This is a genomic window from Pseudomonas sp. C27(2019) (assembly GCF_008807395.1).
Lineage (GTDB): Bacteria > Pseudomonadota > Gammaproteobacteria > Pseudomonadales > Pseudomonadaceae > Denitrificimonas.
Window position 1 is genome coordinate 619,928 of the sequence record NZ_CP043320.1, and the last position, 26,093, is coordinate 646,020.

26 protein-coding genes, 2 tRNA genes and 1 pseudogene are annotated in these 26,093 nt (G+C 48.0%); 10 read left to right on the forward strand and 19 right to left on the reverse strand.

Translation table 11 applies throughout. The annotated features are described in order from the left end of the window. Positions 1-255: 255 nt before the first annotated feature. The 3 genes from FXF61_RS02900 to FXF61_RS02910 all read left to right on the forward strand — a co-directional run bounded on the left by FXF61_RS02900 (position 256) and on the right by FXF61_RS02910 (position 2,532). Positions 256-561 (forward strand): PepSY domain-containing protein, encoded by a 306-nt coding sequence (locus tag FXF61_RS02900; RefSeq protein ID WP_151183860.1) that lies wholly within the window; start codon positions 256-258, stop codon positions 559-561. A 279-nt stretch (positions 562-840) separates the two neighbouring features. After that, entirely contained in the window at positions 841-1,803 is a 963-nt protein-coding gene (locus FXF61_RS02905) for an SdiA-regulated domain-containing protein (RefSeq protein WP_151183861.1), read from the forward strand. Between the two features lie 204 nt (positions 1,804-2,007). Continuing rightward, positions 2,008-2,532, forward strand: coding sequence for a TIGR00645 family protein (locus tag FXF61_RS02910; RefSeq protein ID WP_151183862.1), 525 nt, complete (start codon positions 2,008-2,010; stop codon positions 2,530-2,532). A 693-nt stretch (positions 2,533-3,225) separates the two neighbouring features. Here FXF61_RS02910 and FXF61_RS02915 read toward each other — a convergent pair. The 8 genes from FXF61_RS02915 to FXF61_RS02950 all read right to left on the reverse strand — a co-directional run bounded on the left by FXF61_RS02915 (position 3,226) and on the right by FXF61_RS02950 (position 9,621). Next, a complete protein-coding gene (locus tag FXF61_RS02915) occupies positions 3,226-3,927 on the reverse strand; it encodes an RES family NAD+ phosphorylase (RefSeq protein WP_151183863.1) in 702 nt (233 codons plus the stop codon). Beyond that, positions 3,921-4,328: a DUF2384 domain-containing protein gene (locus FXF61_RS02920; protein WP_151183864.1), complete on the reverse strand. Its 408-nt coding sequence runs from the start codon at positions 4,326-4,328 to the stop codon at positions 3,921-3,923. Before FXF61_RS02920 ends, FXF61_RS02915 begins: the two co-directional genes overlap by 7 nt. A 299-nt stretch (positions 4,329-4,627) precedes the next feature. After that, entirely contained in the window at positions 4,628-5,461 is an 834-nt protein-coding gene (locus tag FXF61_RS02925; protein ID WP_151183865.1) for a hypothetical protein, read from the reverse strand. Positions 5,462-5,465: 4 nt separating this feature from the next. Further along, positions 5,466-5,669, reverse strand: coding sequence for an AlpA family transcriptional regulator (locus FXF61_RS02930; protein WP_256663482.1), 204 nt, complete (start codon positions 5,667-5,669; stop codon positions 5,466-5,468). Positions 5,670-6,036: 367 nt separating this feature from the next. After that, a tRNA-Pro gene (locus FXF61_RS02935) sits at positions 6,037-6,113 on the reverse strand. Positions 6,114-6,213: 100 nt separating this feature from the next. Beyond that, positions 6,214-6,561, reverse strand: coding sequence for a YdbL family protein (locus tag FXF61_RS02940; protein ID WP_151183866.1), 348 nt, complete (start codon positions 6,559-6,561; stop codon positions 6,214-6,216). A gap of 10 nt (positions 6,562-6,571) precedes the next feature. Beyond that, the gene (locus tag FXF61_RS02945; RefSeq protein WP_151183867.1) at positions 6,572-6,763 is read right to left on the reverse strand and encodes a YnbE family lipoprotein; all 192 of its coding nucleotides are present in this window, start codon (positions 6,761-6,763) and stop codon (positions 6,572-6,574) included. 14 nt (positions 6,764-6,777) lie between these two features. Beyond that, positions 6,778-9,621 (reverse strand): YdbH domain-containing protein, encoded by a 2,844-nt coding sequence (locus FXF61_RS02950; protein WP_151183868.1) that lies wholly within the window; start codon positions 9,619-9,621, stop codon positions 6,778-6,780. 192 nt (positions 9,622-9,813) lie between these two features. Between FXF61_RS02950 and FXF61_RS02955 the strand changes: the two genes are divergently transcribed. From FXF61_RS02955 to FXF61_RS02970, 4 genes are read left to right on the forward strand one after another with little or no spacing between them, the layout of a single operon-like run. Then, positions 9,814-10,122 (forward strand): PepSY domain-containing protein, encoded by a 309-nt coding sequence (locus FXF61_RS02955; RefSeq protein WP_151183869.1) that lies wholly within the window; start codon positions 9,814-9,816, stop codon positions 10,120-10,122. Beyond that, positions 10,122-10,433, forward strand: coding sequence for a PepSY domain-containing protein (locus tag FXF61_RS02960; RefSeq protein ID WP_151183870.1), 312 nt, complete (start codon positions 10,122-10,124; stop codon positions 10,431-10,433). Before FXF61_RS02955 ends, FXF61_RS02960 begins: the two co-directional genes overlap by 1 nt. Further along, positions 10,433-11,104, forward strand: coding sequence for a response regulator transcription factor (locus FXF61_RS02965; RefSeq protein WP_151183871.1), 672 nt, complete (start codon positions 10,433-10,435; stop codon positions 11,102-11,104). Before FXF61_RS02960 ends, FXF61_RS02965 begins: the two co-directional genes overlap by 1 nt. Before the next feature lie 41 nt (positions 11,105-11,145). Next, positions 11,146-12,423: an ATP-binding protein gene (locus FXF61_RS02970; RefSeq protein WP_151185983.1), complete on the forward strand. Its 1,278-nt coding sequence runs from the start codon at positions 11,146-11,148 to the stop codon at positions 12,421-12,423. A gap of 244 nt (positions 12,424-12,667) precedes the next feature. Here the strand turns inward: FXF61_RS02970 and FXF61_RS02975 are convergent, their stop codons facing one another. Beyond that, entirely contained in the window at positions 12,668-13,429 is a 762-nt protein-coding gene (locus FXF61_RS02975; RefSeq protein WP_151183872.1) for a sulfite exporter TauE/SafE family protein, read from the reverse strand. Positions 13,430-13,754: 325 nt separating this feature from the next. Here FXF61_RS02975 and FXF61_RS02980 point away from each other — a divergent pair, with 325 nt between their 5' ends. Beyond that, entirely contained in the window at positions 13,755-14,372 is a 618-nt protein-coding gene (locus tag FXF61_RS02980) for a tRNA-uridine aminocarboxypropyltransferase (RefSeq protein ID WP_151183873.1), read from the forward strand. 58 nt (positions 14,373-14,430) lie between these two features. Here the strand turns inward: FXF61_RS02980 and FXF61_RS15260 are convergent, their stop codons facing one another. From FXF61_RS15260 to FXF61_RS03025, 10 genes and pseudogenes are all read right to left on the reverse strand, one after another. Then, on the reverse strand, positions 14,431-15,144 hold the full coding sequence (locus tag FXF61_RS15260) for a methyl-accepting chemotaxis protein (RefSeq protein ID WP_371921498.1): 714 nt from the start codon (positions 15,142-15,144) through the stop codon (positions 14,431-14,433). 144 nt (positions 15,145-15,288) lie between these two features. Beyond that, positions 15,289-16,353 (reverse strand): annotated as a pseudogene (locus FXF61_RS15265) (methyl-accepting chemotaxis protein); the annotation flags it as partial. 256 nt (positions 16,354-16,609) lie between these two features. After that, positions 16,610-17,710: a redox-regulated ATPase YchF gene (gene ychF, locus FXF61_RS02990; protein ID WP_151183875.1), complete on the reverse strand. Its 1,101-nt coding sequence runs from the start codon at positions 17,708-17,710 to the stop codon at positions 16,610-16,612. 24 nt (positions 17,711-17,734) lie between these two features. Continuing rightward, entirely contained in the window at positions 17,735-18,319 is a 585-nt protein-coding gene (pth, locus tag FXF61_RS02995) for an aminoacyl-tRNA hydrolase (RefSeq protein ID WP_151183876.1), read from the reverse strand. A 38-nt stretch (positions 18,320-18,357) separates the two neighbouring features. Continuing rightward, on the reverse strand, positions 18,358-19,014 hold the full coding sequence (locus tag FXF61_RS03000) for a 50S ribosomal protein L25/general stress protein Ctc (RefSeq protein ID WP_151183877.1): 657 nt from the start codon (positions 19,012-19,014) through the stop codon (positions 18,358-18,360). 105 nt (positions 19,015-19,119) lie between these two features. Beyond that, positions 19,120-20,061 carry a ribose-phosphate pyrophosphokinase gene (locus tag FXF61_RS03005; protein ID WP_151183878.1) on the reverse strand — a complete coding sequence of 314 codons (942 nt, stop codon included), beginning with the start codon at positions 20,059-20,061 and terminating at the stop codon, positions 19,120-19,122. 86 nt (positions 20,062-20,147) lie between these two features. After that, positions 20,148-20,222 (reverse strand) — tRNA-Gln (locus tag FXF61_RS03010). A gap of 28 nt (positions 20,223-20,250) precedes the next feature. Continuing rightward, positions 20,251-21,153, reverse strand: a complete 903-nt coding sequence (ispE, locus tag FXF61_RS03015) for a 4-(cytidine 5'-diphospho)-2-C-methyl-D-erythritol kinase (RefSeq protein WP_151183879.1) — start codon at positions 21,151-21,153, stop codon at positions 20,251-20,253. A gap of 3 nt (positions 21,154-21,156) precedes the next feature. Beyond that, complete coding sequence (gene lolB / locus FXF61_RS03020) at positions 21,157-21,774, reverse strand: lipoprotein insertase outer membrane protein LolB (protein WP_151183880.1); 618 nt, start codon at positions 21,772-21,774, stop codon at positions 21,157-21,159. A 3-nt stretch (positions 21,775-21,777) separates the two neighbouring features. Then, entirely contained in the window at positions 21,778-23,505 is a 1,728-nt protein-coding gene (locus FXF61_RS03025) for a tetratricopeptide repeat protein (protein ID WP_151183881.1), read from the reverse strand. Positions 23,506-23,740: 235 nt separating this feature from the next. Between FXF61_RS03025 and hemA the strand changes: the two genes are divergently transcribed. Both hemA and prfA read left to right on the forward strand, forming a co-directional pair. Beyond that, a complete protein-coding gene (gene hemA, locus FXF61_RS03030; RefSeq protein WP_151183882.1) occupies positions 23,741-25,006 on the forward strand; it encodes a glutamyl-tRNA reductase in 1,266 nt (421 codons plus the stop codon). Continuing rightward, entirely contained in the window at positions 25,006-26,088 is a 1,083-nt protein-coding gene (prfA, locus tag FXF61_RS03035; protein ID WP_151183883.1) for a peptide chain release factor 1, read from the forward strand. Before hemA ends, prfA begins: the two co-directional genes overlap by 1 nt. Positions 26,089-26,093: the final 5 nt, after the last annotated feature.

Here is a 26,093-nt window from a genome sequence, read left to right on the forward strand (position 1 = left end):
GATCCGAACTTATTGACAGGATAGTGGTTAACTGGTTCTAAATGCTGAAACTTTTTAGTGATACAGCTAGGCTTGCCTGACCTTTACATTCACGCTCGAGCGGGTCTTTAAAGCATCAAATAATGTTTGTTAAAAGTTTTTAGCGCAAGCTTAAATAATGCATATTTTTAAGCTTGAATTAAGGCTGCGTCTGTAACCTTGGCATCGTAGACACACAATTTCGTTGTGTTGCAGCTTCCAGACAAGGAAATAACTATGAAAACTTTAACTACATTATGTATGTCCGTTGCTTTAATGATGGGCGCAGGTTTAGCTCAAGCTGATGTCAGCCCAGCTAAAACAGTTGAACTAAGCACCTCAGGCGCAATTTTAGCCTTTGATAAACTTGACCAGACAGCTTTAGCGCAGCATCCAAAGGCCACCATAGTGGACACAGAGCTTGATGAGTCGTACGGCCGCTATATTTACCAAGTAGACCTGCGTGATGATAAAGGCCAGAAATGGGAAGTTGAAATGGATGCCGCTACTGGTGAGATTTTGAAAAACCACCAGGATGATTAATCCTTAAAGAAACCTGCTGACAAAGCTGCGTAACTCTCCATGGTGAGAACTCTTTCTAAAGCCCTACCATGGGGGCTCGTTAACCATGCACAACTTGAAGCCATGCAGCGCGTGGCATTACGTATACAGTTTGTGAACAACCCTATTAAAATCAATACATTAGACTTACAGTATCGGCCTTCCAAATATAGAATTTTGATTTTCAAACGCTAAAACATATTGATTGTGTCAGCATTCATTAATTCAAATACCCCCCTGCTACAACTAAACGAGATATTTATGTACTTAAAGGCTACAAAGCGTCCTGGGCGTTCGATGCAAGCTCGTATCTGGATGTGGGTAATGCTGTGCTTGCTGGTGGTTGCTGCGTTCCAGTTGCATACGCAGCGTCTTGATTATCGCCTGTATTACTGGCTCAAAACTCACATGCACGCTGATGATTGGCAGGATCGTGCAGTATGGTTACCAAACTATCGTGTCGAGATCGACGCTAAGCCTGTCATTGGTATAGACAACAACCTCTCTGGTCTGACTTATGACCGTGATTTGGGCATGCTATGGACTGTTATCAATGGCCCTAACGAGTTGGTTGCTTTAAGCCGAGACGGAGATGTGCTCGCACGTTATAGCCTTGAGGGGTTCAGTGACGTGGAGGCAGTAACTTATATTGGTAATGGCCAATTGGTCGTTGCGGAAGAACGTAAACAAAACCTAGTTATTATAGATATCCCAGTGAGTGTTGATGGCAGGCTACTTACCAGTGGATCTCTGAATAAGGAAAAATATCCATCACTCAAACTTGCATTCTGGACTGAGGACAATAAAGGTTTAGAAAGCCTTGCCTACGACCTTAAAAATGATCGTCTGTATGTGGCTAAAGAGCGTGACCCTATCCAATTGCTTGAGGTGAGCGGTCTGCGTGCAAGCTTAGATGAAGGACTTCCTGTAAGTGTGCGTAATCTATCAGACTGGATAAGAGATAACGTATTCGCAACCGATGTATCGTCGGCCACTTACGATGAAAAGAGTGGCCATTTAGTTTTGTTGAGTGATGAGTCGAAGCTACTGATCGAAATAACCACTGAAGGTAAAGTGATTAGTTTCAGATCCCTTGCTAGAGGGTTTGCTGGTTTACAAAAAGGTATTCCGCAGGCAGAAGGCGTAAACATTGACGAAGATGGCTATTTGTACGTGATCAGTGAACCCAGTTTATTCTATCGCTTTACACGCGAGCCCGATTGAAACGGTAAACATGCATGCAGATTTTATGGGGGACTCGTGAGTCCGCGATCATTACTTAGGTTTGAGCTTAAAACGCTCATACCCAATGATCGTTGTCATTGCCAAAGTAATCAAAAAATACTCATCATTGGTTAAGTATTTTACTATCTCAAGCAATACGGCATAACTTATAATTTATCGTCATAGAAGCCTCAAGAGACCTACATGCTGAAAAATATTGAACGCACCTTAGAGAAGGTTATTTTTAACAGCCGCTGGATACTTGCTCCCTTTTATTTAGGTTTAGTTCTGGGCGTGTTTTTATTATTCATAAAATTCGCTCAGGAGCTATGGCACCTGGCAACCCATGTTGTTACTGCATCTGAAGCAGATGTGATCGTAGGGGTACTTGCGTTGGTTGATATGTCCCTAGTGGGCAGCTTATTGCTAATGATTATATTCAGCGGCTATGAAATATTTATCTCGAAAATTGATACCGGCGATCATAAAGATCGACCTGACTGGATAGGGAAAGTTGATTTTTCAGGACTTAAACTAAAGGTCATCGGTGCGATTGTAGCAATTTCCGCGATTGATCTTTTAAAGTCGTTTATGGATATATCACTGACAATGAACGATGCAGACACCAACAGTTTAAAATGGAAAGTCATTATTCACATGGCATTCGTTGTATCCGGCGTATTATTTGCCATCATGGACAAAGTCGCCGGTGATACTAAAAAGCACTAGGGTTTCTCACGTTGCACGAAAGCCCCCCGTACTTTTAGCTCAGGAATGGATAGTGCAGGGAGGCATAAGTCTCCCTTGTTGCAGTCCAGCCTGGCTTAACCGACACTGCAACCAGCTGTTCGCTGGCTCACTCAGAAGTGGCCAGCGCGTGTCTGCCATAATACTGTTATCACCAGCGCAACACTTACCTACCATCGCCAACTTAAAATTGACTCACCTGGGCAAAATGGCCGTCTAATCCTATGATTTTCGTTCGGCATTTTGCCCAAACTGAAGCTCAAAGATAGGCGTGCAAGATCACTTCAGAGACTCCAGTCTGCTTTAAATGGTTCTCTAATTTCAGTCTGTTACAAGTGGTTTCTTAAGGTTCTTTACCCTCTAAAACACTAGTTCTTTTGGGGTATACCCAAATCGAACTGCTGTTGATCACCTGTGTTAACAAGTCTGCCAAACACTAGATACAGCTCACTGTGCTGATGAGTTTTAGCCGCTTATCCAGCTTATAGCTAATAGCGTTTTGGAAAGCTTTAAGACTTATTTCTGGGCGCTAGGGATGAGTGAGTAAGTCGACGAGTTATTAAAAGAGTTGAATAGATAACTTTTTATTTGAGGCCATAAAGGCTGTGAGTTGTTTCGCCGGCGAAAGTCGTTTCTGCTTTACGGCGCTAGACAGCTTTGTTTTGATTTGCTCCATCACGGCAACTGAATATTGGTAATACGGTTTGTGCTGATGATGCTGCCATTCCAAATCATTTCGTAGTGTGATGTTTGTACGATTGAACGAACGGGCAGGGGTGTAAACAGCGCCCAGCACAGTGAACCTTGAGGGCGCACGGAATTGTACTGCAAGCCTGGTTTGCCTGCTTGTTTCAGGGCGTGGCCAAGGCTGTGAGATGCACTGTAACCGTCTGAATCATAGATAGGGTCGTTGTAGGGTAAAGCCGAAGCGCTCATCATGCCTGTATCGTTAAATACGCACTTGAGTGCACGAAATACAAAGCGGTCATAATTCATCCCATCGACTTGAGACCAATATATATTTTGGTGGTGCTTAACTTCCAAAAGTGCAGTTTGTTCATTTTCCGCAATGTATAAAACCCCAAACGTACCTGGGCTAAAGCGTGAGCCAGCAGGATTAATATGTGTAAATGGCGCAGTGGCATAGGCGCAGCCCTGAATACCAAAAGGTATTTCATCGCGGGCTATGAGGTCCAGTCTGCCTACCTCGTTTAAAATTCTGGGGTTAGTCAGCTCTTGAATTGCAAAGAGTACTTCAAACTCTTCAGTACTGGCCACATCATCAAAGATGGCTATAGGCGGAAATTTTGAATTAACCAGCCTGTTGCCTGTGATTGTTTTGCCAGTGCATTCTTCAAGAGTGTTGACCATTACCATTGCGCTCCGCGAATAGAATCAATCCGTCTGTAAGTTTCGTACAGTGAGATAAAATCTCCTTGTGCCATGATTTCAAGCGGTGAGCGGCCATTAAAAAACTCATTATGGTTTTTCATGCTTGGAAACCCGTATACGTTTTCAGGGTTGTCAAAAACCAGGCGTAGTGCGCTGTGTATATTCAGAACAATGCTGATACGTTGCATGACATCAGAATCAAGGCTGATAGACCACTCAGTTCCTTCGGCACTTTTTGCACGAGCAACTGTACTGGGTGATACGCGCAGAATGGCACAAGCTTGTTTAACTGTGGCATCCCACTTCTCAAGAACACGAAGGGCAACCTTCAAACCAGTAGTGCATTTGTTTTTACTCAGCGCAGGTGCATTGACAGTAGTTTGCATAACAACCTCCTTATCTGTCTATAGGAGGTATTTTATCATATACCCGTCTGCAGATATAATCATGCTAAGTCGTTAATTATGAAATATTGGGATTTGTGCATAACAGGCACTCACCTAGCCTTTTGATCAACTCTAGCTGGGCTTCAATCACATCACTCAGTACTACTAGTCAGTTGAGTCACCAACACCTCTTACGTAGCTTTGGAACAATTGACGGCACAATAAATATTACAAACTGATTTATCACGTTAGGTGTAAACCAATAAGTACATCTGCTGGTAATGGCCATTGACACCTGCTTATGAATCGTAATCTGCAAGCCATTCTTCAACGCTTTGATCTTGTGGTGCTACTGAGGTTTTCTCATTGTGGATTGTGTTTGTTTGGGCTGTACTGAGAGTATTGTTAGGATGTGAAGGGCTCTTACCTACGTGCCTTCTTGTTAACTTTAAACGTACTACGTTTGACACGTAGTTAAAATCGTCTGTAGCCCTCGTATCGTATAGGTTTGGTGGGATTTCTATCCCCGCTAATCTTCCCCCTTTTTCCCCCACTTGGTTCCCTGCTTTATCCCCTACCTTTCCCCTCACTAGCTCACCATCGTTCTCTATTATGGTAAGACCTTGAATTGTATTTTTATCTGCTTTGCCATCACTAACGACCATAGTGAAATACACCGATTTAAGCCTTCCCATCACGCGATGAAACTCACTCAGGTATTTGCTTTTAGGTTCTGGCAATCCGCTGCGCATCCAAAACTTATACAGCGCCATGTTTCGCGTGATCCTGAACCTATTGCCTGTAAGCTTAGAACCTGCCTTGCCTCGTGCAGTAGTTTGGGCTCGGCTTCTATTGACGTTAAATACAGCATACGCATCCTCACTAGTGGCCAAGTTTATGAAACGTAACGTTACGCCGTCTGCCTTGTATTCCGTATATGAACCTGCTGTGTAGCCGGTATATTTATACAGTGAGATATTTGCTCTAGTAGCCAGGGCAGTTGCCAGTTCATCATTGTGATTTTTTAGCCAGTCCTGAGGTACTGCTGCACCGCTTGCTGGCTGAATGATAAGCCTACCGCGATGTAGTGCGACTAGGTCACCTCTGTTTGTGAGACGATCTAGTAAGCTCATAGCCCTAGCCACGCAGCCGCTCAATAATCCAGGCGTCAACATCAGCCGAATTAAATCCAATTGTGCGACTGCCAATTTTTTTAGGGCTAGGGAAATCTCCTTGTCTGATGAGCTCGTAAATCCAGGATTTAGAAAATCCGGTTTTTGTTACCACATCACTCATTCGTAAAATTTTCAGCTCAGAGTTTTTGTAAATTGTATTGTGCACCGTCAGTACTCCTAGGACGCCACTGGAAATGAGTGTCTAGGTTAGGCTGGTAGGTATGGGTCATTACTAGTGTGGTGTAGCACTAAAATAACCACTACAGTTTTTGGTTATATAGGTGTAGGAAAAATAGTGTTTTTTGCTATAAGTAGTTTGATGGTAGGAGTCAGAGTGTTGAAGCAGTAAGAACTGCGTAAGTCCTACGTTTTTAACGTGGCTATAATTTTAGGAGAAGGTAGGCAAGGGTGGTCTGGGTTGGTTGCAGCTAACCCTAGAGTTCTGCAGTTTTATCTATGGGGTAAAAAATGGGGTAAAAATGGCAGGCAATAAAAAAGGGTTACAGCTAAAAACTGTAACCCTTTGATTTTATTGGTCGGGACGGAGTGATTCGAACACTCGACCCCTTGCACCCCATGCAAGTGCGCTACCGGGCTGCGCTACGCCCCGACGATGTTTTCGCTGTTGCTGAAAACGAAGCAGACTATACCCTAAGCGTTTGAATTCTGGAAGGTTATAGGTGCAAATTATTTTCCAATAGCACTATTTCTTACTTTTTCAGCCATTTCCCGTTAATTTGAATGTATTGTCCGGCTGGTGTTCTTTCCAGTGCTTTTTTTCCGGCCATGGTTTCCACATCGCTCAGCTGAATATTATTACTTTTGGCCAGGCGTTGGTATTCAGCGCGACGCGCTTCATTGATTAAACGTGCAATTTCAGCTGCGCCACCCTGTGCTTGCACAACACCTAAGTAACCATTGGGTTGCTCACCGAGCCAGCCAGCAGATTTTGCTTGGCCCAGGTTGCTCATGGCTGTGTTTAGATCCATCGCTAGCACCGTTGTGCTGAGGAGGCTGCCTACTAACAACAAAGGCATTAAGAATTTACGAAAAGTCATAGTGCGCTCCTTAGAATAAACCGCTGGATTCGTCGAAAATAGTATCAAGCTCTTTATCTACCTTGATATAAATCTCATGCTCTATTTTAACGTTTAAATTAATATTAATTGGCTCTTTAGGGGCCGATAGCTGCACGGTAGGCGTGCAGGCACTGCTAAATAGAGCGAGTACAAAAACACTTAAAAATAGATTTGTACGCATAAATACCTCCTGTACTAGCGCTTTTCGAGACGCTCCCGAACACGCTTTTGAATAATCTCGCTGACTTGACCGCTGAGCTGGATACTGGCGAGCAACGCGGGAATGTCTTCTTCAAGGTTGATGTTTAAGTGAATGGGGCGACCTTTTTCAAGGTCGGGGTTTTGCCCCTTTAAATTCACACTCAACAACAGCTTACCGGATTGATCATAGCTTAACCCGCTGCTTAATAGATTAAAGTGAAAATCTTCTAAAGCATCCGCGACGATGCGCATGGCTGGGTTACTTTGTCCTAAGGCCTGAATTTTTTCTGACTGGAACTGTAAAACACCAGGTTCTCTGGCCTGCAATTGACCCGCTTCAATGTAAAAGGTGTCATGGGCAATGTGGATAGGCAATTGTCCATCGATAGTGCCTGTGCCGCTTAAACCTTCTGCAGGGTAGACCCGCAGCAGCTCTTGCAGTTCCAAACCTTCTACGTTGAGTAGCAATTGTTGTTGGCGGCGCAGATCGAGATACTGTGCATCGAGCCACACCTTGCCGTTAAGCAGGTTCGCTTGAATGCTCTGCCAATTACCGGCACCTTGCAAAGGGGTGTTGAGGTTGGTGTGGTAATGCACTTTATTAAAGGCAATTGTGCTCATTGGGATGCCAGGGTTGAGCTGCTCAATGGTTAAGTGGGGTAAGCCGAGCACCAAGGATTGATCAGACAACTGTGCACTGAATTCAAAAGTTAGGTTTTTTAACTCACTGCGATTAACAATACCACTCAGTCCATCGGCACTGCCGGTTAGGGCCAGATTAGCCGCGCCACTAAAGGGCACAGTAAAGTCAATGCGGCTGCGCAATCGGCCCGTGTTAAACGACACCAATTCAGGCCAGTCTTTTAAGGTCTGCTGTAGGGGGTTGCCAGCTTTGAAAAACACTTCTTTTAGCGTGGCGTGGCCTTGCATTGCGTTGTCTAGCAGGCGAACGTGACTGTTTAGAGTCAATCCGTGTTGATTGCTAAGTGTGCCGTTGAGTTGGGCTTGTGCTAGTTGACCATTGAGATTGCCGTTGAAATCCCAGTTTTGTGTGTGCAGTTGTTTTGCGCTGAGTCTATCGATGTGTAGGTTGACGGGGCCGGTCAGATTGGCTTGCTCAGGCGCAGTTGTTGGGCCTTGAATGATCAGCTCAGGCAGCTTAAGACTGGCTTTTACTGCGCTGGCTGTGTCACTCAGTTTGATTGCTTGGGCATCAAGGCGGGTGTTGTTATTAAAGCGTAGCGTAAAGTTTTCGTGATTGGCGTCTGCTGTGAGGGCGGTTTGCATGCGCAGCTGTTTAGTCTGCAGGCTTGGCCCGCTCAGCGCGTCTAGAGCGAGACTCAGCTGTGCGTTGCTGAGACTGGCTTGCCACTGCGCTTCAGGTTGAATATTGAGCTGGCCAGCGAAGGCTATGTTGAGGTTTTGGACGTAATGGCTGTCAATCGCGCCCTGTATGGCACTGGCGCCGAGATCGATATTAACGGACAAAGGCGCTTCTCTAGGAAAATTAAAATCGATAGTGCTGTGCAGTTGGCCGCTGTTGAGCGAGACCGACTGTGGCCAGTCGGTGAAGGTTTTTTGCAGAGGATTGCTTGTGTCAAAGCGCATATTTTCGATGCTGGCACTGCCGTGTGTTGCGTCATCGTTCAGGTTTAGCTGGCTGGCGATGATGAGGCCGTGTTCGCCGCTGAGGCGACTGGTTAGCTCAAGTTGCTGTAGCGGCCCGCTGAGCGTGCCGTTTAGCGTCCAATCTTGGCTGTGTAATTGCTCTGTGCGCAGTTGTTGAATGTGTGCGCTAAACGCGCTGTCTATTTCAATGGCATAGGGTGCATTACTGCGGCCTCGCACGCTCATGTTTGCTAGCTCTAGGCTGATCTTATCGGCTTGGCCGTTATCAGGCAGCGTGAGGTCAATAGCTTCAAGTCTGGAGTGTGGATTGAGGCCAATGCTGAACTGTTGCTCGTCAGCCTGCCCTTCAAAGTAGAGGCGCGCCTGCAGCTGTTGTGTCTGTAGTGAAGGATGATTCAGGGCATCGAGCTGCATAAACAGTTGGCTGTTTTTTAGCCTGCCTTGCCAATGTGGTGTTTGCTGTAAATCTAATAGGCCGTTGAGTTGGAGGCGCATGGGCCCTGTGCTATGTACATCGAACGTTAGCAGTTGTTGGCCATCGATGCTGTGTTTATGGTCAGGGTGGCTGGTGATATGCGCGCTGAAGTGGTTGGGGCGAAACTCAGGCGCAATAGTATCGAGCCATGCACCTTGTAGATTGTTTAGCGTCAACTGACTATCAATAAATGCGGGTTGCCAGGGTAGGCCAGTTGCGCTGGCCCGCAGGTTGAGCGAGCCTTGCAGGTGCCCCAGACCAGGTAGGTCAGCGTCAATTGTCTGCAACTCAATGTGTTGTGGAAGCCATTTGAGCAGGCTTTGCGGAATTGATAAGGCTGAGCTGTGTGCAGTGTTGTCAGAGCCTGTTATCGGCCAATAGACTTTAAGACGTGAGGCTTGTAGCTGCTGGATCGGCAAGGACTGCACAGCCCATGTGATGCGTACATCATCAAGCTGTAACTGCTGCGCTGCAGCGTCTGGATTGGGCAGGGTGAGTTGTACGCGCTCAGCGCTAAAACCGTTGAGCTGCCACTGCGGGTTGTGCCAATTAAAATCGATGCCTTGTTGTTGCAAGAGCCAAGGTAAAACATACGGCAGTGCCAGTACAGCGCCAATCAGCAACACAATCAGTAAAACGCCTCCACGCACTAAACGCCTAAAACATGAGGCTTTAGGTGGATTTAGTGGCGCGCAATCGGGTTCTTTACTTACAGTTGTAGGCATTGGCTTCATGGACACGTACCTAAAAATACAAACTCTACTGATTCAGTTTAGCAGTAATGCCACATGCCGAGCGCTGCGGTTTGGGTGAGGGAGCAGTTGAAAAGCTGTGTTTTTAAGTTTTAATTAAGTTAAAGATAGTAATGTATGCAGTGTCAGCAACATACAGTGATTAGCTGATTCACTTAAAACGAGGAAATGATGATGAAAACTTTAACTGCATTGTGTGTATCAACCGCTTTAATCATGGGCGCAGGTATTGCACAAGCCCAAGATGTTAGCCCTGCCAGAATTGTTGAGTTGAGCACGACTGGCGCGATATTGCCTTTTGAAAAGCTCGATGCAGCAGCATTGGCACAACATCCAGATGCCGTCATATTGGATACTGATCTTGAAGAGTCCTATGGCCGCTTTATTTACCAAGTCGACGTGCGTGATGCTAAAGGTCAAAAGTGGGAAGTTGAACTGGATGCTAAAACGGGTGAAGTACTTAAAAACGAACAGGATGACTAATGCGTAAAGGCCTTCTATATACTGGTTTAGCGATATTTTTTGTTGCTGCTTCTGGCCAAATATCTGCGCGGGATTTAAGCCAAGATGAGGCATTAAGATTGCGCCAGGAAGGCACGATCCTATCTTCGCAAACACTCATTGAGCGTGCTTTAGAGCGGCATCCTAAAGCACACTTGCTGGAGTTGGAGCTGGAAGAGGAGCATGGTCGTTATATCTATGAAATAGAATTGCTTACCGTGCAGGGGCAAGTACGTGAACTAAAATTTGATGCCAGCAACGGTGATCTGCTTGAAGACGAAGAGGACGACTGATGCGCCTATTATTGGTTGAGGACAATGTCGCTTTGGCCGATGAGTTATGCGTAGGGCAGCAGCAGTTGGGCTACGCCGTTGACTGGCTAACTGATGGTCGTGATGCGGCCTATCAAGGGGCAGTTGAGTCCTATGATTTAATTATTCTAGATTTAGGCTTGCCAGGGCTGCCCGGTTTAGAAGTGCTGGCGCAGTGGCGCGCAGCAAGCATTAGCACTCCAGTATTGATTTTGACCGCGCGCAGCGCATGGAGTGAGCGTATTGATGGTTTGAAAGCCGGAGCTGATGATTACCTGACTAAGCCTTTTCACCAAGAAGAGCTGTATCTAAGAGTGCAGGCGTTACTACGACGCAGCCATGGGTTTGCCAATCAAAGCCATTTAAGTGCAGCTGGCTTACGCTTAGATGAGGCACGCCAAATTGTATACAGCCAAGGGCGAGAAGTTGAGCTGACCGGTGCTGAGTTTCGTTTGCTGCGCTATTTTATGTTGCATCAAGGGCAAGTCTTGTCAAAAAGCCACTTAGCAGAGCATCTGTACGATGGTGAAACCGAGCGTGATTCCAATGTGCTGGAAGTGCATGTCAATCACTTGCGGCGCAAGTTGGGACGTGCAGTGATTGAGACGCGCCGCGGGCAAGGATACCGCTTCACTGGCGATGGAGTGCAATAGTGAAACATTCAATTCAACGCCAATTGACCTTCAGTTTGGCGATGTTGTTGGTTGTGGTTGGCTTATTTCTGGCGCAAGCAGGTTTGTGGATTGTTGATCGCGGTTTACGCCAGCATATGCAGCATAACCTACAAACCCAAGCTGAGAGCCTGCTGGCGGCACTGGTCAAAGGACCGCAAGGCATCGAGTTAAACAGCCGTCACCATGATGCGGTATTTTTAAAGGCATTTTCTGGCCACTATTTTATTGTTGAGTTTAATCAGCAACGCTGGCGCTCGCGTTCTCTATGGGATTTTGAGTTGCCAAAAGTTGAGCGCTTGGGCTTTTCTGAGCAGCTCAGGCCTGGGCCTGAAGAGCAGCAATTACTGATCTATCAGGGCCAGTATCGACGCTATAAAACCGATATTAAAGTGACGGTGGCGCATGATTACAGTCCGGTTTTGCAGAGTTTTAGACAGGCACAGATTATTGGTGGTGGCTTAGGACTGCTGGCTTTATTGCTGACCTTGTTGCTGCAATGGCGCTTGGTGCGTCGTGCATTGCGGCCATTGGAACAGACGCGGGTACAAATAGAGCAGTTACAGTTAGGGCAGCGCAGCTTTTTGGAGCAAGATACACCGATTGAACTGCAACCCTTGGTACAGCAGGTTAATCGTTTGTTGGTGCACACTGAAGACACCTTAAAGCGTTCGCGCAAGGGCTTGGGTAACTTAGGCCATGCGCTAAAAACACCGCTGGCGGTATTAATGAGTGTGCTGCGGCGCGAAGAATTGCAGCGTCAACCCGAGCTATCTGCCGTGCTAAAAGAGCAGCTTGAATACATCGACCAGCGTATTTCCCGCGAGTTAACCCGTGCGCGCTTGTCGGGCGAGGCTCTGCCGGGTGCCTATTTTAATTGCGCCGAAGAATTACCAGGTTTATTTCAATTGATGAATCGAGTGCATGGCGATGTATTGACCTTGCACTGGCATGCTACTGCTGAATTACGTTTACCCTACGAGCGTGATGATATTTTAGAAATGCTGGGTAATCTGCTGGATAACGCCTGCAAGTGGGCTGATAGTCGCGTTGAACTGAGTATTGAGAGCGATGGTGAAAGCTACTGCGTGCGGGTTGATGATGATGGCCCTGGGATCGAGGAAAGCCAGCGCGAGCAGGTGCAGCAGCGTGGCTCGCGTTTAGATGAGCACAGCGCCGGCCATGGCTTAGGGTTGGGTATTGTTCGTGATATTGTTGAAACCTTGCATGGCACTCTACAGTTGCTCAACAGCCCCTTAGGCGGCTTACGGGTTGAAATTCGCTTGCAGCTCCGCACCTAGTGGCTGCTGTTGGATGATCTGAAAGCTGCCTTTTTAGAGTTTTGCGGTTCATCTGGGACCCTGGCACTGGCTTGCTTGTCCACCGAAGTCAGCAGTACATATACCTTTGCCTTGCGGCTCGCTGCACATAAATGCCAAGCTGGAATCGCTGAGTGACAGGCTGGTTAGGTTTGGGCGCGCGACTGTCGCTTGCGTTACGAGTGCTGAGTTTAATCGTTGTGCACAAGTAAGTGTGGCTCTTTATCTAGAAAGGCACAGTAAAGAGCTTTTGTGCCGCTAAAGATAAACTGACGGACAACAGCATAATGGCGAAGATACGCTGCAGCATCGGGCCACCAAGGCGAGTGGCTAATTTATTGCCCAGCATGACACCGATTGCGCCTCCTAAAGCGATACCTGCCAGCAATGGCAGAGAGGGCTGAGCCGATTGGATATACATTAAGAAGCCTGCGCCAGACACCAGTGCAATCACCGCCATAGATGTGGCTGTTGCGGCGAGCATCGAGAGTGGGCTGAACCACAACAGGGCTGGGACAATTAAAAAACCCCCACCGACACCCATCAGGCCTGAGATGATGCCTACCCATAAACCGACAAATACCAGCATGCCGCGGTTAAGTGTTTTTTTCTCAGTTTTTTCTGGTAGTTTGGCGCTATTCCACATGCGCCATGCTGACCATAGCACCAGCAGGCAAAAGCCTAGCACTAACCAGAACTCACTGACTAATTGCCCCAGTTGTTGACCAATCCAACTACCGGGTAGGCCACTTATGGTCAATAATGCTACGGGTAGTAGATGTACATCACCAGCACGCCAACGCCCAATTGCACCAATCAGCGCAGATAAGCCTACTGCTCCGAGACTGACGCCTATCGCATCACGTAAGGGCAAATGTAAGCTCAGTAATAAGGGTAAAGCCACCAGTGAGCCACCAGCGCCGGTTAGGCCTAGGAGGGTGCCTAATAGTAAGCCAATGCCGAGCGCTTCATATATTAAGGTGTCCAATGTGTACTCAAACTCAATGCCTTTAGAGCGTCAGTCTACGGTGTTTGCTGACGGGGTAAAAGTGATTGTGCTGTTTAGACTTTTCAGGCGGTTAATGCAGTGAAATATCGATGCGCGGTTAAAAGGCGGTAACAGCTCGAGCAGTGGGGCAATGAGCTATAAAAAAGCCGCTTTGATGCAGTCTTTGCACAGTGTGGAGCGGATTTAGAGTGCTAAAGGAGGCATAATTAAACCTTGAAATGGAAACACTTTAGATATAATGCTTGTTTGTTTCGCAGTGGTTTTAAGGAGATCACCATCATTTATTGTCTTTACTGCCGTACTCATGACCATTGAATCTGAAACTCGTCAGCGTTGTCAAAACTGTACGCGACCTCTGACACACTGCCTGTGCAGCTTAATACCAAGCTTACCCAGTCGCACGCGGGTACTGATATTGCAACATCCAGATGAGGCTAAACACGCTTTAAATACTGCGCGCTTGGCTGCTTTAGGTTTACAAAACGCTCAAATGCTTATTGCGGAAACGTTTGGCGATCTCGAGCGCTACATTCAGCTGTCTGGTTATCGTGCATGTGTCTTATTTCCCGGTGAGGAGGCACAAATGCTAAGCGCTTACCAGGATGATCAGCAGCCTTTATTGTTGGTGGTGCCTGATGGGACTTGGCGCAAGGCGCGTAAAATTTTGCACTGTAATCCGCTATTGGCAACGTTACCGCGAGTGACGTTAGCACCTGGATTAAGTAGCCGTTATCGCTTGCGTAAAGCGCCTGATGAAAATGCACTGGCGACTGTTGAAGCGGTTACGCATGCGTTGAATATGCTTGAGCCAAATGCTGATTTCAGCCCGTTGTTGCGCCCTTTTGATGCGTTAATTGAGGGCCAAATTCAGGCGATGGGAGCTGAGGTTTATCAGCGTAATCATGTTGATTCAAGCCGTTAGGTGCCAAGCTGCTTTGCGACTTAAGCAGCTTGAATCAATATGAATAGCTTACCTTTCCTTAGATGTTAAAGCGTGCCACTAGGCCTTGTAAGGAGTTACTTAGGCGAGCGAGTTCAGAGGCGGATGCTGATGTCTGTTCCACCGCAGCGGCAGATTGATCAGCAATATTATTTACGTTGACGATATTAACGTTAATTTCTTCTGCTACCACACTTTGTTCTTCTGCTGCTGTAGCAATCTGGAAGTTCATCGCTTGAATCTCGGCAACGGTGCGGGTAATTGCTGCTAATTCTTCACCAGCCTCTTGCGCGTGCTCCAGTGTCAGGCTTGCTAAAGCGCGGCTGCTGTCCATCATGTTGACTGCGTTTTGTGAGCCTTCCTGTAGGGTGGCGATCAGCTCTTCAATTTGTGCAATGGATTGCTGTGTGCGATGGGCTAAGCTGCGTACTTCGTCAGCAACCACGGCAAAACCTCGGCCTGCTTCACCCGCGCGGGCGGCTTCAATAGCGGCGTTAAGCGCGAGTAAGTTGGTCTGTTCAGCAATACTATTAATTACGGTCAAAACTGTACCAATGCTGCCGCTGTCTTGGTTGAGGCGTTGTATGGCTTCAGCGCTGGTGTGCACATCCTGTGAAAGGGTGTTGATGTCAGATAAAACAACTTGCAAGGCTTGGTTGCCTGTTTCGGCTTGCTGATTAGCTTTCTGCGCTGCGGCCGATGCTTCTTCTGCGTTTTGAGCAACCTCATGCACTGTTGCAGACATTTCGTTCATAGCTGTGGCTACTTGCTCAGTTTCGATGCGCTGATTATGTACGCCAGCACTGGTTTGATTAGAGACCACTGACAGCTCCTCTGCGGCTGCAGCCAGTTGCGTTGTGATACCGCATACTTCTCCAATTGTTTTGCTGAGGTTGTTGCGAGTTTGGTCAAGAGCTTTAAGCAGGGTGCCAAATTCATCACTGCGTTGCTCAACGCCGCTACCAGTCATGTCGCTATTACCAATTGCTCGGGCAATACCAACGGCTTCATTTAGTGGGCGGGTTATTTGTCTAACAATGAGTACGCCAACTAAGGTACCTACTGCGATGGCTATTAAGGTTAGAGCAATGGATGCAAATTTTAAATTACCAGCGACACTGTTACGAAACTCGGTTTGGAAGTCTAATACAGTGTCAATGTTAGTACGCAAGTTTGCATAGACATTTTCCATCGTTGCTTCAGTTTCTATTTCAGTTTTATTTAATGCATAAAATTGACGCAATGAATCCATATAGCTTTCTAGCGAGACTGATGCATCTGCAAGCAGGGAAGCGGCTTGGCCGGTTAGTCTAGGGCGTAGCTTTTGATTGATGGCCTGCAGCTCAGTATAGCGATTTTCAAGGTGCTGCAAGCTCTGCGCAGTTTCTTCCATTAGAAAGACACGTGCTGCATAAGCGAGCTTATACCGTGATTCAACAAGATCGGCTGCAAGGCGGCCGGTGAAAACATCATAAAAATCTACATGGACAGTCGGTTGCTGTGCACTGCCGTTGATCAGAGTATTTAGATCATTCAGTAGAGTTATTGTTTCATTATCACTTTTTACAGTGCTTGCAAAATGCAGGGCTTGGTTTTGTTGAGCTAGGGTGTTGGCTGCAAAGGCTTGATCGTAGTTTTCAATATTCTGTGCAATTTGATTAATTGCCTCAATGCCCTGCTTTTGTGTCAGCGTTGCTCTGACATCATTTATGGTCTTATGAATATTGCGGATCAGCGCTTGGGCTTCTTGGATGTATCGCTCATCTGCAGAGAGGCTGTAGTTGCGGTTGGCAATTAATAAGTCCTTGCTGGCGCTGTCAATTTGAGTCAGCTGTAATGTGTTGTCACCGCGCATAAGGACTTGATTAAGGCTGTAGAGACTGTCTGTTGCTAAAACTATGATTAATAACAGCATAGCACTGATACTAATGGCTAGTTTTATTGACACCTTGATGTTTTTCATCTGATTTTACCTTCATATACGTGTGTAAAAACTCATGGCTTCTCCCTTTTAAGCCGATAGTGCACAACAACTCTGTATCTGTATTTTTTGCCTTCGCATGCCGGAGCATGCGTGCCAATTATGCAGACGCGTTGAGTTGCAAGGCATTGTTACTGATTAAAATTACGGTAGGCGCAATAAGCTGCGCTGAAAGCTGTATCGGCATGCAGCAGATTAACTATAGGCAGCATGCCGATACAATAGATTGCAGAGGGGGTTATACGTTAAATCTAAAGTGCATGACATCACCGTCTTTTACGATGTATTCCTTGCCTTCTAAGCGCCACTTACCCGCTTCTTTTGCACCAGCCTCACCTTTGTATTGGATGAAGTCGTCGTAAGCGATGACTTCAGCACGGATAAAGCCTTTTTCAAAGTCAGTATGGATTGCGGCGGCAGCACGCGGTGCGGTTGCACCGATTTTGGTGGTCCAAGCGCGGACCTCTTTAACGCCAGCGGTGAAATAAGTTTGCAGTTCTAAAAGCTCATAACCTGCACGAATCACACGGTTTAAGCCTGGCTCTTCAAGGCCAAGCGCCTCAAGGAACATGTCTTTTTCTTCACCGTCGTCGAGCTCGGCGATTTCTGCTTCGATTTTGTTGCAGACGGGGACAACGATAGCGCCTTCTGCATCAGCAATCGCGCGGACGATATCGAGCAGCGGGTTGTCCTCAAAACCATCTTCAGCAACGTTAGCGATGTACATCACAGGCTTTATGGTCAACAAATGAAAACCGCGCACAATACGAACTTCTTCTTCGCTCCAGCTCTTCAGAAGCAAGCGTGCCGGTTTGCCTTCAGTGAAGTGATTGATCAGTTGTTCAAGTAATGCTTTTTGTGCAACAGCTTCTTTATCGCCGCCTTTAGCATTACGCGCCACGCGTTGCAGCTGTTTTTCGCAGCTTTCAAGGTCGGCAAAGATCAGTTCAAGATCAATGATTTCGATGTCACGCTTTGGGTCAACAGAGTTGGAGACGTGAACTACGTTCTCGTCTTCAAAGCAGCGTACTACGTGGGCGATGGCATCGGTTTCACGAATATTGGCTAAGAATTTGTTACCTAAACCTTCACCTTTTGAGGCGCCTTCAACTAAGCCGGCAATGTCGACAAACTCCATGGTGGTTGGTAGTACGCGCTCGGGTTTAACAATCTCAGCCAAAGGACCTAAACGCGGATCGGGCACAGCAACGATACCGGTGTTGGGCTCGATGGTGCAGAATGGAAAGTTTTCGGCAGCAATGCCTGATTTGGTTAAAGCGTTAAATAGGGTCGACTTGCCAACGTTGGGCAAACCCACGATACCGCAGTTAAATCCCATGATGATGTCCTCGGGAAAAAAGATTCAAGCCTTTTGGCTGTGTAGCTGCTGCATTGCGCGGGAAAAATTACCGTCAAGAAGATCAGGCAGTACGCCAAGGGCAAATTCGATACTGGTGTGTATGAGTTCTTGCTCGTTGCGTGGCGCTCGGCCTAACACATAGTTAGAGACTTGGCTGCTATGGCCAGGATGACCGATACCGATACGCAAACGATGAAAATTCTTTTGGTTGGCGAGGCAGGCAATAATATCGCGCAAACCGTTGTGCCCACCATGACCGCCGCCTTGTTTGAGTTTGCATACGCCAGGCGGCATATCCAACTCATCATGTGCAACCAGTATTTCTTCAGGTTTGATTCTGAAAAAATTGGCCAGCGCGGCAACAGCCTGACCGCTACGGTTCATGTAGGTGGTCGGAATCAGTAAACGAATGTCTCGGCCTTGATGGTTGAATTTTCCAGTTAAACCGGAATACTTCTTATCAAAACTAAGACTTACACCGTAAACAGATGCTAAGCGCTCAACAAAAAGAGCCCCCGCATTATGCCGAGTCTGGTCGTATTCTGGGCCAGGGTTACCTAAGCCGACGATCAGTTGCACAGCATTCACTACGGGAGCTCCTAGTCTTACAGGGCAAGCGTTAGAGATTACTTCTCTTCGGCTTCTGCGCCTGCTTCACCTTCAGCTGCATCTGCAGGCTGATCTTGATCTTCATCGACTTCAACGTTAACGCGAGCAGCCTGTACGCTTGCTACTGCGAGGTTGTTATCGTGGCTTAATGCAACAAACTCAACACCTTTAGGTGCTGTGATTTCGTCCAAGTGGACAATTTGACCAACGTCAACATTAGCCATATCAACTTCGATAGCATCTGGCAGATCTTTTGGTAAGCAAGTTACTTCAAGCTCTGTAGAGAGACGGAAAATATCACCGCCGCCAGTTTTAGCGCCGACACAGATGTCTTCGTTAAGCAATACAACTGGAACCATAGTGGTCAGTTTTTGGCCGGCAACAACGCGAATAAAATCAGCGTGTTGAACGAAGTTTTTGGCTGGGTGGCGTTGCAGTGCTTTGATCAGTACGTTTTCTTTTTTGCCGTCAATATTCAGCGCAAGAATGCTGCTGAACGCTGCATCGTTAAGCAGCAGTCTTGCTACTTCACGGTTTTGCAGGCTGACAGAAACAGGCTCTTTATCACCACCGTAAACCACGGCAGGGATTAAGTTCGCGTTACGACGTAGGCGGCGGCTCGCACCTTTCCCCAAGTCGTTACGCGCTTGTGCGTTTAGAGTAAATTCGCTCATGTGTATCTCTCCAAAAAAACAACAACGCCCGCCAACTTGCGACCAGTGACGAGCGGGGTTGTGAAAGCCTAAATATCAGTTAGGCGGTAGTTGATTGCACGTTGTTCAGCGGAACATCGCGCTAATCGATTCTTCATTGCTGATGCGGCGTACGGCTTCAGCTACCACTGGTGCAATGTCAAGTTGACGAATGCGCGTGCAAGCCTGAGCTGCAGCAGACAGCGGAATAGTGTTGGTTATAACAATTTCATCAAGCAACGAGTTTTCGATGTTTTCGAGTGCTCGGCCAGAGAAAATTGGGTGTGTGCAATAGGCTAATACTTTCGATGCGCCACGGTCTTTTAGGGCTTTGGCCGCTGTGCATAGTGTCCCAGCCGTATCAACCATGTCATCGACTAAGATGCATGTGCGGCCTTCAACATCACCAATGATATGCATCACTTCTGATTGGTTAGGCTTAGGTCGGCGCTTATCGATAATTGCCAGATCAACGCCTAGAGACTTAGCCACAGCGCGAGCACGAACAACGCCACCAATATCTGGGGACACTATCATTAGGTCTTCAAAGCGCTGCGCTTGAATATCATCCACCAGTACTGGTGAACCGTAGATATTATCAACCGGGACATCAAAGAAGCCTTGAATTTGGTCTGCATGTAAATCAACAGTCAAAACGCGGTCAACACCTACACCGGAGAGCATGTCAGCAACAACTTTTGCTGTAATTGCAACGCGGGCTGAACGTGGGCGGCGGTCTTGACGGGCATAACCGAAATAAGGGATTACAGCAGTGATGCGCGACGCTGAGGAACGACGGAATGCATCAATCATAACAATGAGCTCCATGAGGTTATCATTGGTCGGCGCGCAGGTTGGCTGGATTAAAAATACATCCTTACCGCGCACATTCTCGTTGATTTCCGCACTGACTTCACCGTCAGAGAATTTGCCTATCGAAGCATCGCCCAATGGAATATACAATTGTGCTGCTACTCGACGGGCGAGGTCGGGGTTTGCATTCCCCGTAAAGATCATCATCTTGGACACGCGCAGTACCTGTTACTGTGGGTGGGCCTGACGAAAAAAACCTTCGTGTCTCGCGATCAACGCGAAACCCCGAAGGTTTCGTAATGTGGCAGGGGCGGCTGGATTCGAACCAACGCATGGCAGGATCAAAACCTGCTGCCTTACCGCTTGGCGACGCCCCTGTAGAGTTGTACATCTTACAATGTAGAACTATTTGTTTTCAGATAACTTTTGCAGTTCGCGGTGCAACATTGAAATGTTAGCCCCTCGTGCTACAAAGCTTGGTAGTGACTCTGAAATCTGGCTTGCTATGTTAACAGCTTGTTGTTCACTTGGGAAGCTCCCAAATATACAACTTCCAGTTCCAGTTAATCGAGCTTCAACAAAGTTGTTTAGCAAGATCAAAGCGTTACGCACTTCTGGGTAACACCTCTCAACTACCGCTTGGCAATCGTTGTGACCGCCTTGCTTGAGAACGGTGCGTATATTAGTCAGAGGCGTATCACGTGTCAAGCTCGGCTCTGAAAATATTTTAGCGGTGCTGATAGAAACAGCTGGTACAGCGACTAAATACCATGGTTCTGGCAAGTCTACAGGCTGTAGTTTTTCACCCACGCCTTGAGCGAATGCTGCGCGGCCCATAACAAAGACGGGTACATCAGCGCCTAGGTTTAAGCCCATTTGTGCAAGGGCCTCTAAGGGCAGCTGTGTACGCCAGAGGTGGTTTAGGCCGACTAAAGTGGTGGCGGCGTTTGAGCTGCCGCCGCCAATGCCACCGCCAACTGGTAGTTTTTTGTCCAGCCAGATATCAGCACCTTGGCTGCTTTTACTTTGCGCTTGCAGTAAGCGAGCGGCGCGAACGATGAGATTATCGTCGTGTGCGACTCCAGTAATAGGTGTGTGCAGAATGATCTGGCCATCTGTGCGTGCGGAGAAATGTAGCATGTCGGCATAATCGAGAAACTGAAAGAGGGTTTCCAGTAAATGGTAACCATCGGTTCTACGGCCAACGATATGCAGCATTAAGTTTAGTTTGGCGGGGGCTGGTAGGCTCAGTTGTGCCGTATTCGAGTGTGCGTGCTGCTGGAAGTTATCAGAAAAGGTGTAAGGCATCGTTTACTGACCCAGTTGCCGTGCTTGCCACTGCTTAATGACAAGAGTGATATTCAATCCAGCGCCCGTGAGCTTGATACGTTCAGGCAGTTGTACGCCGTTTTCGTTGCGGTAACTTAAGTACTCAATCAGCCACTGATCTTGCTTGAGTGTGGTGAGGACGCTGTCGTTATTAAGCTGGGCTTGGCTTTTACTTCGAGGCGCGGGTAGTCCACGTACCCACCAGAGTAGGTTCTCAACTGGCAAGCTCCAGCCCAACTGTTGTTGCATTAAGGCTTCGGCTGTTGTCGCCTTAAAAGTGCCACGGTTGGCGATTTCGAGGCTTACCGCGCCTTGGCGCCCGGTGAGGCGGGTTGAGCCTTGGCCGAGTGGGCCAGAGAGGCGAATATCAAAATAATCTTGGCGCTGCAGCCAAAATAAAATGGCGCTGCCTGATTCTTGTTCGCTGCGAATACCGAGCTTGCCATTGATTTGCCACGCATCAAGCGGGGTGATTTGCTGTTTATGTGCCTGCCATGAGCTGGCTTGGCCGCTGCCGCTGAGTTGCTCTTTTGAAGAAAAATGACTGCAGCCAGTTAGAGTAAGTAGCACGCTGAGTGTGACTAAGTTTAAAAAGCGCATGGGTTACAGGTCCTTGTTGATCAGCCGCTGCATAGTTTCCAGCAGTACAGAGTTGTTGGGCTGCGACTCAAGTGCTTGGTTCCAGATGCGCCGTGCTTCTTTGCGCTTGCCTTGTTGCCACAGCACTTCGCCTAAGTGCGCGGCAACTTCAGCGTCTGGGTAGGTGCTGAAGGCTTCGCGTAGCAGGCGTTCAGCTGCGACTAAATCTCCGAGGCGATAATAGACCCAGCCTAAACTGTCGGTAATGGCTGCATCATTGGGTTCAAGTTGATGCGCTTGTTCAATCAATTGACGGGCTTCCTGCAAGCGCTCAGTGCGGTCGGCAAGGGTGTAGCCGAGTGCATTCAGTGCCATGGCATTCTCAGGATCGCGCTTGATGATCAGGCGTAAGTCCTCTTCCAGTTGTGCGAGATCGTTACGCTTTTCAGCAACCATGGCGCGGGTGTAGAGCAGGCTTGGGTCGTCTGGGTAATGTTTTAAAGCTTGATTGATGCGCAGCCATGCTGTTTCCACTTGGTCGTGGGTTGCCAGGCTTTCTGTTTCAATTAAGTACAGTTGAATGGCGAGATCAGTATTGATCATGCGCTGCATTTCAAAATGAACAGTGTTGTCGCTCAGTCGCTGGTTTTCAAGCAGCAGAGTGCTGGTGCGCTGCTGCGCGGCGAGGTAGTTTTGGCCCGGTTGCACTGCGTTATAGGCAGATAAAGCTTGCTCTATTTCGTCAAGTTCTTGAAATACTCGGCCCAGATTGTAGTACGCGGCATCAGTGTAACTGCCGCGACTGATGAGGTCTTCAAGGTACACTTGGGCTTCAAGCCATGCCTCTAAATCCATATTGATCAGCGCCAAAGAAAAGCGTAATTCATCATCATTTGGGGATTGCTGTAAGAGTTCGATGAACTCAGCACGCGCTTCTTCGAGCTGATTAAGATCGATCAATTGTCGCGCATAGGCCATGCGTAGGCGATTGTCGTTGGGTTGGTTTTTTAACGCGTTACGCAGTAACGGCAGGGCTTCTTCACCGCGATTCAGTCGGCTAAGTAAGCGTGCTCGCAATAAAGTTATTGCTGGTGCTGCAGTTTTTTTAGGCTGAGCTTCGAGCAGTTGTAATGCTTCTTCGCTGCGCTCGTCTTGGCTGAGCAAAATGGCTTTGCTAAAAATTAGCTGCTGGTTGTGGGGTTGTTTGCTGATTAAACGGTCAAAGCTTTGCAAGAGCGCTTGGCGCGTTTTACGATCTGAGCGCACAGCTGATAAGGCAAGAAAATCAAACTGGGTATCGCCGTTTGCTAGTAGCACAGTTTCCATGCGCTGCATGGCTTCTTCGTAGCGCTTGGCCTGAGCCAGTTGAATGGCGGCAGAACGCTGCGCTTCTAAATTGTCTGGTGCGGCATCGGCCCAAATGAGCGCGCTGTCGAGTGCGCGTTGTTTATCGCCCATGTACTCAGCAATGTGCAACGAACGCTCAGCTACACCGGGGTCACCTGTGATTTGGGCTTGCTGGCTGTAGTGTTCTGAGGCGATATCAAAACGATCACGTTGACCAGCAATTTCTGCGGTCAGCAAACTAATTAAGGTATCTGTTGTAAAGTCTGCGCTGGGTTCAGATGCAGTCGTTGTTTGTGGCGTTGCAGGCGCCTCGGTAAGGTTTGTTGATACACTGTTGTCCGATGTCAAGATTTGACAGCCGGACAATATGAAGCTGATTGAGATAAGGCTAAAATATTTATTCATAAGTACAAGGCAAGACAAGTTAGAATAGATGCATCATGACACAAGCAGATAGATTGCGCGCGCCAGTCTAAGGATGGTGCTCCACTTTAGTGCTTGAGCGGCGACAGCTTTTGCATGTGATAGTCTAAAATATATGCTTTTTCTTACACTTAGTGTTGTCTTTTGTTTGGGGAGGTTGTTCTGAAGGCTTTGAAGTAGGACAATTGCCCGCTTTAAATACCTTTAGCGACGATGCATGGCTTTTATAGCACTTGGAATTAATCATACAACGGCGTCTGTGGCGGTCCGTGAGCGCGTGGCGTTTAGTCCTGAGCAATTAGCTGAGGCGCTGCGCCAACTGTGTCAGATCGTGGGCAGTCGAGAGGCAGCGATTCTATCGACCTGTAACCGTAGCGAGCTGTACCTAGAGGTCGAGTCTGTGCAACCGCGTGCGGTGCTGGATTGGCTGGCGCAGTTCCATGGCGTACCGGCAGAGGATTTGCACGCCTGTGCTTATGTGCATCAGGATGATCAAGCCATCCGGCACATGATGCGAGTGGCCTGTGGCTTAGATTCTTTAGTGCTTGGTGAGCCGCAAATTCTTGGGCAAATTAAATCAGCCTACGCAGTGGCGCGTGAGGCGGGAACCTTGGGGCCGTTACTGGGGCGCTTGTTTCAAGCCACGTTCAGCACCGCAAAAACCGTGCGCACTGATACTGCTATTGGTGAGAATCCAGTCTCAGTGGCCTTTGCAGCAGTCAGTTTAGCTAAACAGATTTTTACCGATCTGAGCCAAAGCCAGGCTTTATTAGTCGGAGCTGGTGAAACCATTACCTTGGTGGCGCGGCACTTACATGAGCAAGGCGTGCGTAATATTGTCGTGGCCAATCGCACCTTAGATCGCGCCACCCTGCTGGCTAATGAGTTTGATGGTCAGGCAATTGTCTTGTCTGATATTCCAGACGCATTGGTACACAGTGATATTGTCATCAGCTCCACTGCCAGTCAGTTGCCGATTTTAGGCAAAGGTGCAGTCGAGCGCGCATTAAAACTGCGCAAGCATAAGCCGATCTTTATGGTTGATATTGCTGTGCCGCGCGATATTGAGCCGCAAGTGGGCGAGCTTGATGACGTCTATTTGTACAGCGTTGATGACTTGCATGAAGTGGTCACGGAAAACTTAAAGAGCCGTCAAGGCGCGGCGAAAGCAGCAGAAGAGCTGGTGGTGCAAGGCACCGCTGATTTTATGCAGCGTTTGCGTGAGCTTGAAGCAGTCGATGTGTTGCGTGCCTATCGTCAGCAAGGTGAACGTTTGCGTGATGAAGAATTGGCGCGTGCGCAACGTGCTTTAGCCAATGGTACCTCGCCGGAAGATGCGCTGGCAGCGTTGGCACGCGGCTTAACCAATAAGCTGCTGCATGCGCCGAGTGTGCAATTAAAACGTTTGTCTGCTGATGGTCGCTGTGAAGCGCTGGCCGTTGCGCAGGAATTATTTGGTTTAACCACAGGTGACTCGAATTAATGAAAGCGTCGTTAGTCAATCGTCTAGACCGTCTGCAAGAACGCTTTGAGGAGCTCACTGCGCTGCTAGGTGATGCGCAGGTGATCACCGATCAAAATAAATACCGCACCTACTCGAAAGAATATGCCGAAATTGAGCCTGTTGTGGAGGCCTTTCAAACATGGCGCAAAACCAGCAGTGATCTTGCCGAGGCGCAAACCTTACTCAAGGACAGTGATCTTGATGTACGTGAAATGGCGGTTGAAGAAGTGGCGCAGTGCCGTGAGTCTCTAGAAGCCATTGAAGCTGACTTGCAGCGTTTGATGTTGCCCAAAGATCCTAATGATAGCCGTAACGTCTTTTTAGAAGTGCGTGCCGGAACCGGTGGCGATGAGGCGGCGATTTTCTCTGGCGATTTATTTCGCATGTATTTGCGTTATGCCGAGCGCCAAGGCTGGCGCGTTGAAGTGTTGTCTGAGCATGGCGGTGAACACGGTGGTTATAAAGAAGTGATTGCCCGTGTTGAGGGCGATAATGTCTACGGCCGTCTCAAGTTTGAGTCTGGAGCGCACCGCGTACAACGCGTGCCTGAAACAGAGTCGCAAGGTCGCGTGCACACCTCCGCATGCACCGTGGTGGTCTTGCCTGAGCCTGATGAGCAGGACGCGATTGAAATTAATCCGGCAGATTTGCGCGTGGATACCTATCGCGCTTCGGGCGCGGGTGGCCAGCACGTGAATAAAACCGACTCTGCGGTGCGTATTACCCACTTGCCCAGTGGCATAGTGGTGGAATGCCAAGAAGAGCGCTCACAACACAAAAACCGTGCGCGTGCCATGGGCTGGTTAGCGGCGCGTTTGGAGGATCAGCAAAGCAGTGCGGCAGCGCAAGAAATGTCCGATACGCGTAAATCCTTGGTCGGCAGTGGTGATCGCTCTGAGCGCATTCGTACCTATAACTTTCCACAGGGGCGAGTGACTGACCATCGCATTAACTTAACCCTGTATTCGCTTGCTGATGTGATTAGCGGCAGTTTAGAGCAGATTATTGATCCGTTACTGCTTGAGTATCAGGCGGACCAGCTTGCTGCGTTAGGCGATTAAGTTTG

Coding starts and splice junctions, on each gene's coding strand:
- FXF61_RS02980 (WP_151183873.1), top strand. CDS start 13,755: ATGACCATTGAATCTGAAACTCGTCAGCGTTGTCAAAACTGTACGCGA.
- prfA (WP_151183883.1), top strand. CDS start 25,006: ATGAAAGCGTCGTTAGTCAATCGTCTAGACCGTCTGCAAGAACGCTTT.
- FXF61_RS02945 (WP_151183867.1), bottom strand. CDS start 6,763: ATGCGTACAAATCTATTTTTAAGTGTTTTTGTACTCGCTCTATTTAGC.
- FXF61_RS02940 (WP_151183866.1), bottom strand. CDS start 6,561: ATGACTTTTCGTAAATTCTTAATGCCTTTGTTGTTAGTAGGCAGCCTC.
- ychF (WP_151183875.1), bottom strand. CDS start 17,710: ATGGGATTTAACTGCGGTATCGTGGGTTTGCCCAACGTTGGCAAGTCG.
- lolB (WP_151183880.1), bottom strand. CDS start 21,774: ATGCGCTTTTTAAACTTAGTCACACTCAGCGTGCTACTTACTCTAACT.
- FXF61_RS02950 (WP_151183868.1), bottom strand. CDS start 9,621: ATGAAGCCAATGCCTACAACTGTAAGTAAAGAACCCGATTGCGCGCCA.
- FXF61_RS02910 (WP_151183862.1), top strand. CDS start 2,008: ATGCTGAAAAATATTGAACGCACCTTAGAGAAGGTTATTTTTAACAGC.
- hemA (WP_151183882.1), top strand. CDS start 23,741: ATGGCTTTTATAGCACTTGGAATTAATCATACAACGGCGTCTGTGGCG.
- ispE (WP_151183879.1), bottom strand. CDS start 21,153: ATGCCTTACACCTTTTCTGATAACTTCCAGCAGCACGCACACTCGAAT.
- FXF61_RS03000 (WP_151183877.1), bottom strand. CDS start 19,014: ATGAGCGAATTTACTCTAAACGCACAAGCGCGTAACGACTTGGGGAAA.
- FXF61_RS03025 (WP_151183881.1), bottom strand. CDS start 23,505: ATGAATAAATATTTTAGCCTTATCTCAATCAGCTTCATATTGTCCGGC.
- FXF61_RS02905 (WP_151183861.1), top strand. CDS start 841: ATGTACTTAAAGGCTACAAAGCGTCCTGGGCGTTCGATGCAAGCTCGT.
- FXF61_RS02970 (WP_151185983.1), top strand. CDS start 11,146: ATGTTGTTGGTTGTGGTTGGCTTATTTCTGGCGCAAGCAGGTTTGTGG.
- FXF61_RS02965 (WP_151183871.1), top strand. CDS start 10,433: ATGCGCCTATTATTGGTTGAGGACAATGTCGCTTTGGCCGATGAGTTA.
- FXF61_RS02920 (WP_151183864.1), bottom strand. CDS start 4,328: ATGCAAACTACTGTCAATGCACCTGCGCTGAGTAAAAACAAATGCACT.
- FXF61_RS02900 (WP_151183860.1), top strand. CDS start 256: ATGAAAACTTTAACTACATTATGTATGTCCGTTGCTTTAATGATGGGC.
- FXF61_RS02955 (WP_151183869.1), top strand. CDS start 9,814: ATGAAAACTTTAACTGCATTGTGTGTATCAACCGCTTTAATCATGGGC.
- FXF61_RS02960 (WP_151183870.1), top strand. CDS start 10,122: ATGCGTAAAGGCCTTCTATATACTGGTTTAGCGATATTTTTTGTTGCT.
- FXF61_RS15260 (WP_371921498.1), bottom strand. CDS start 15,144: ATGAACGAAATGTCTGCAACAGTGCATGAGGTTGCTCAAAACGCAGAA.
- FXF61_RS02915 (WP_151183863.1), bottom strand. CDS start 3,927: ATGGTAATGGTCAACACTCTTGAAGAATGCACTGGCAAAACAATCACA.
- FXF61_RS02925 (WP_151183865.1), bottom strand. CDS start 5,461: ATGAGCTTACTAGATCGTCTCACAAACAGAGGTGACCTAGTCGCACTA.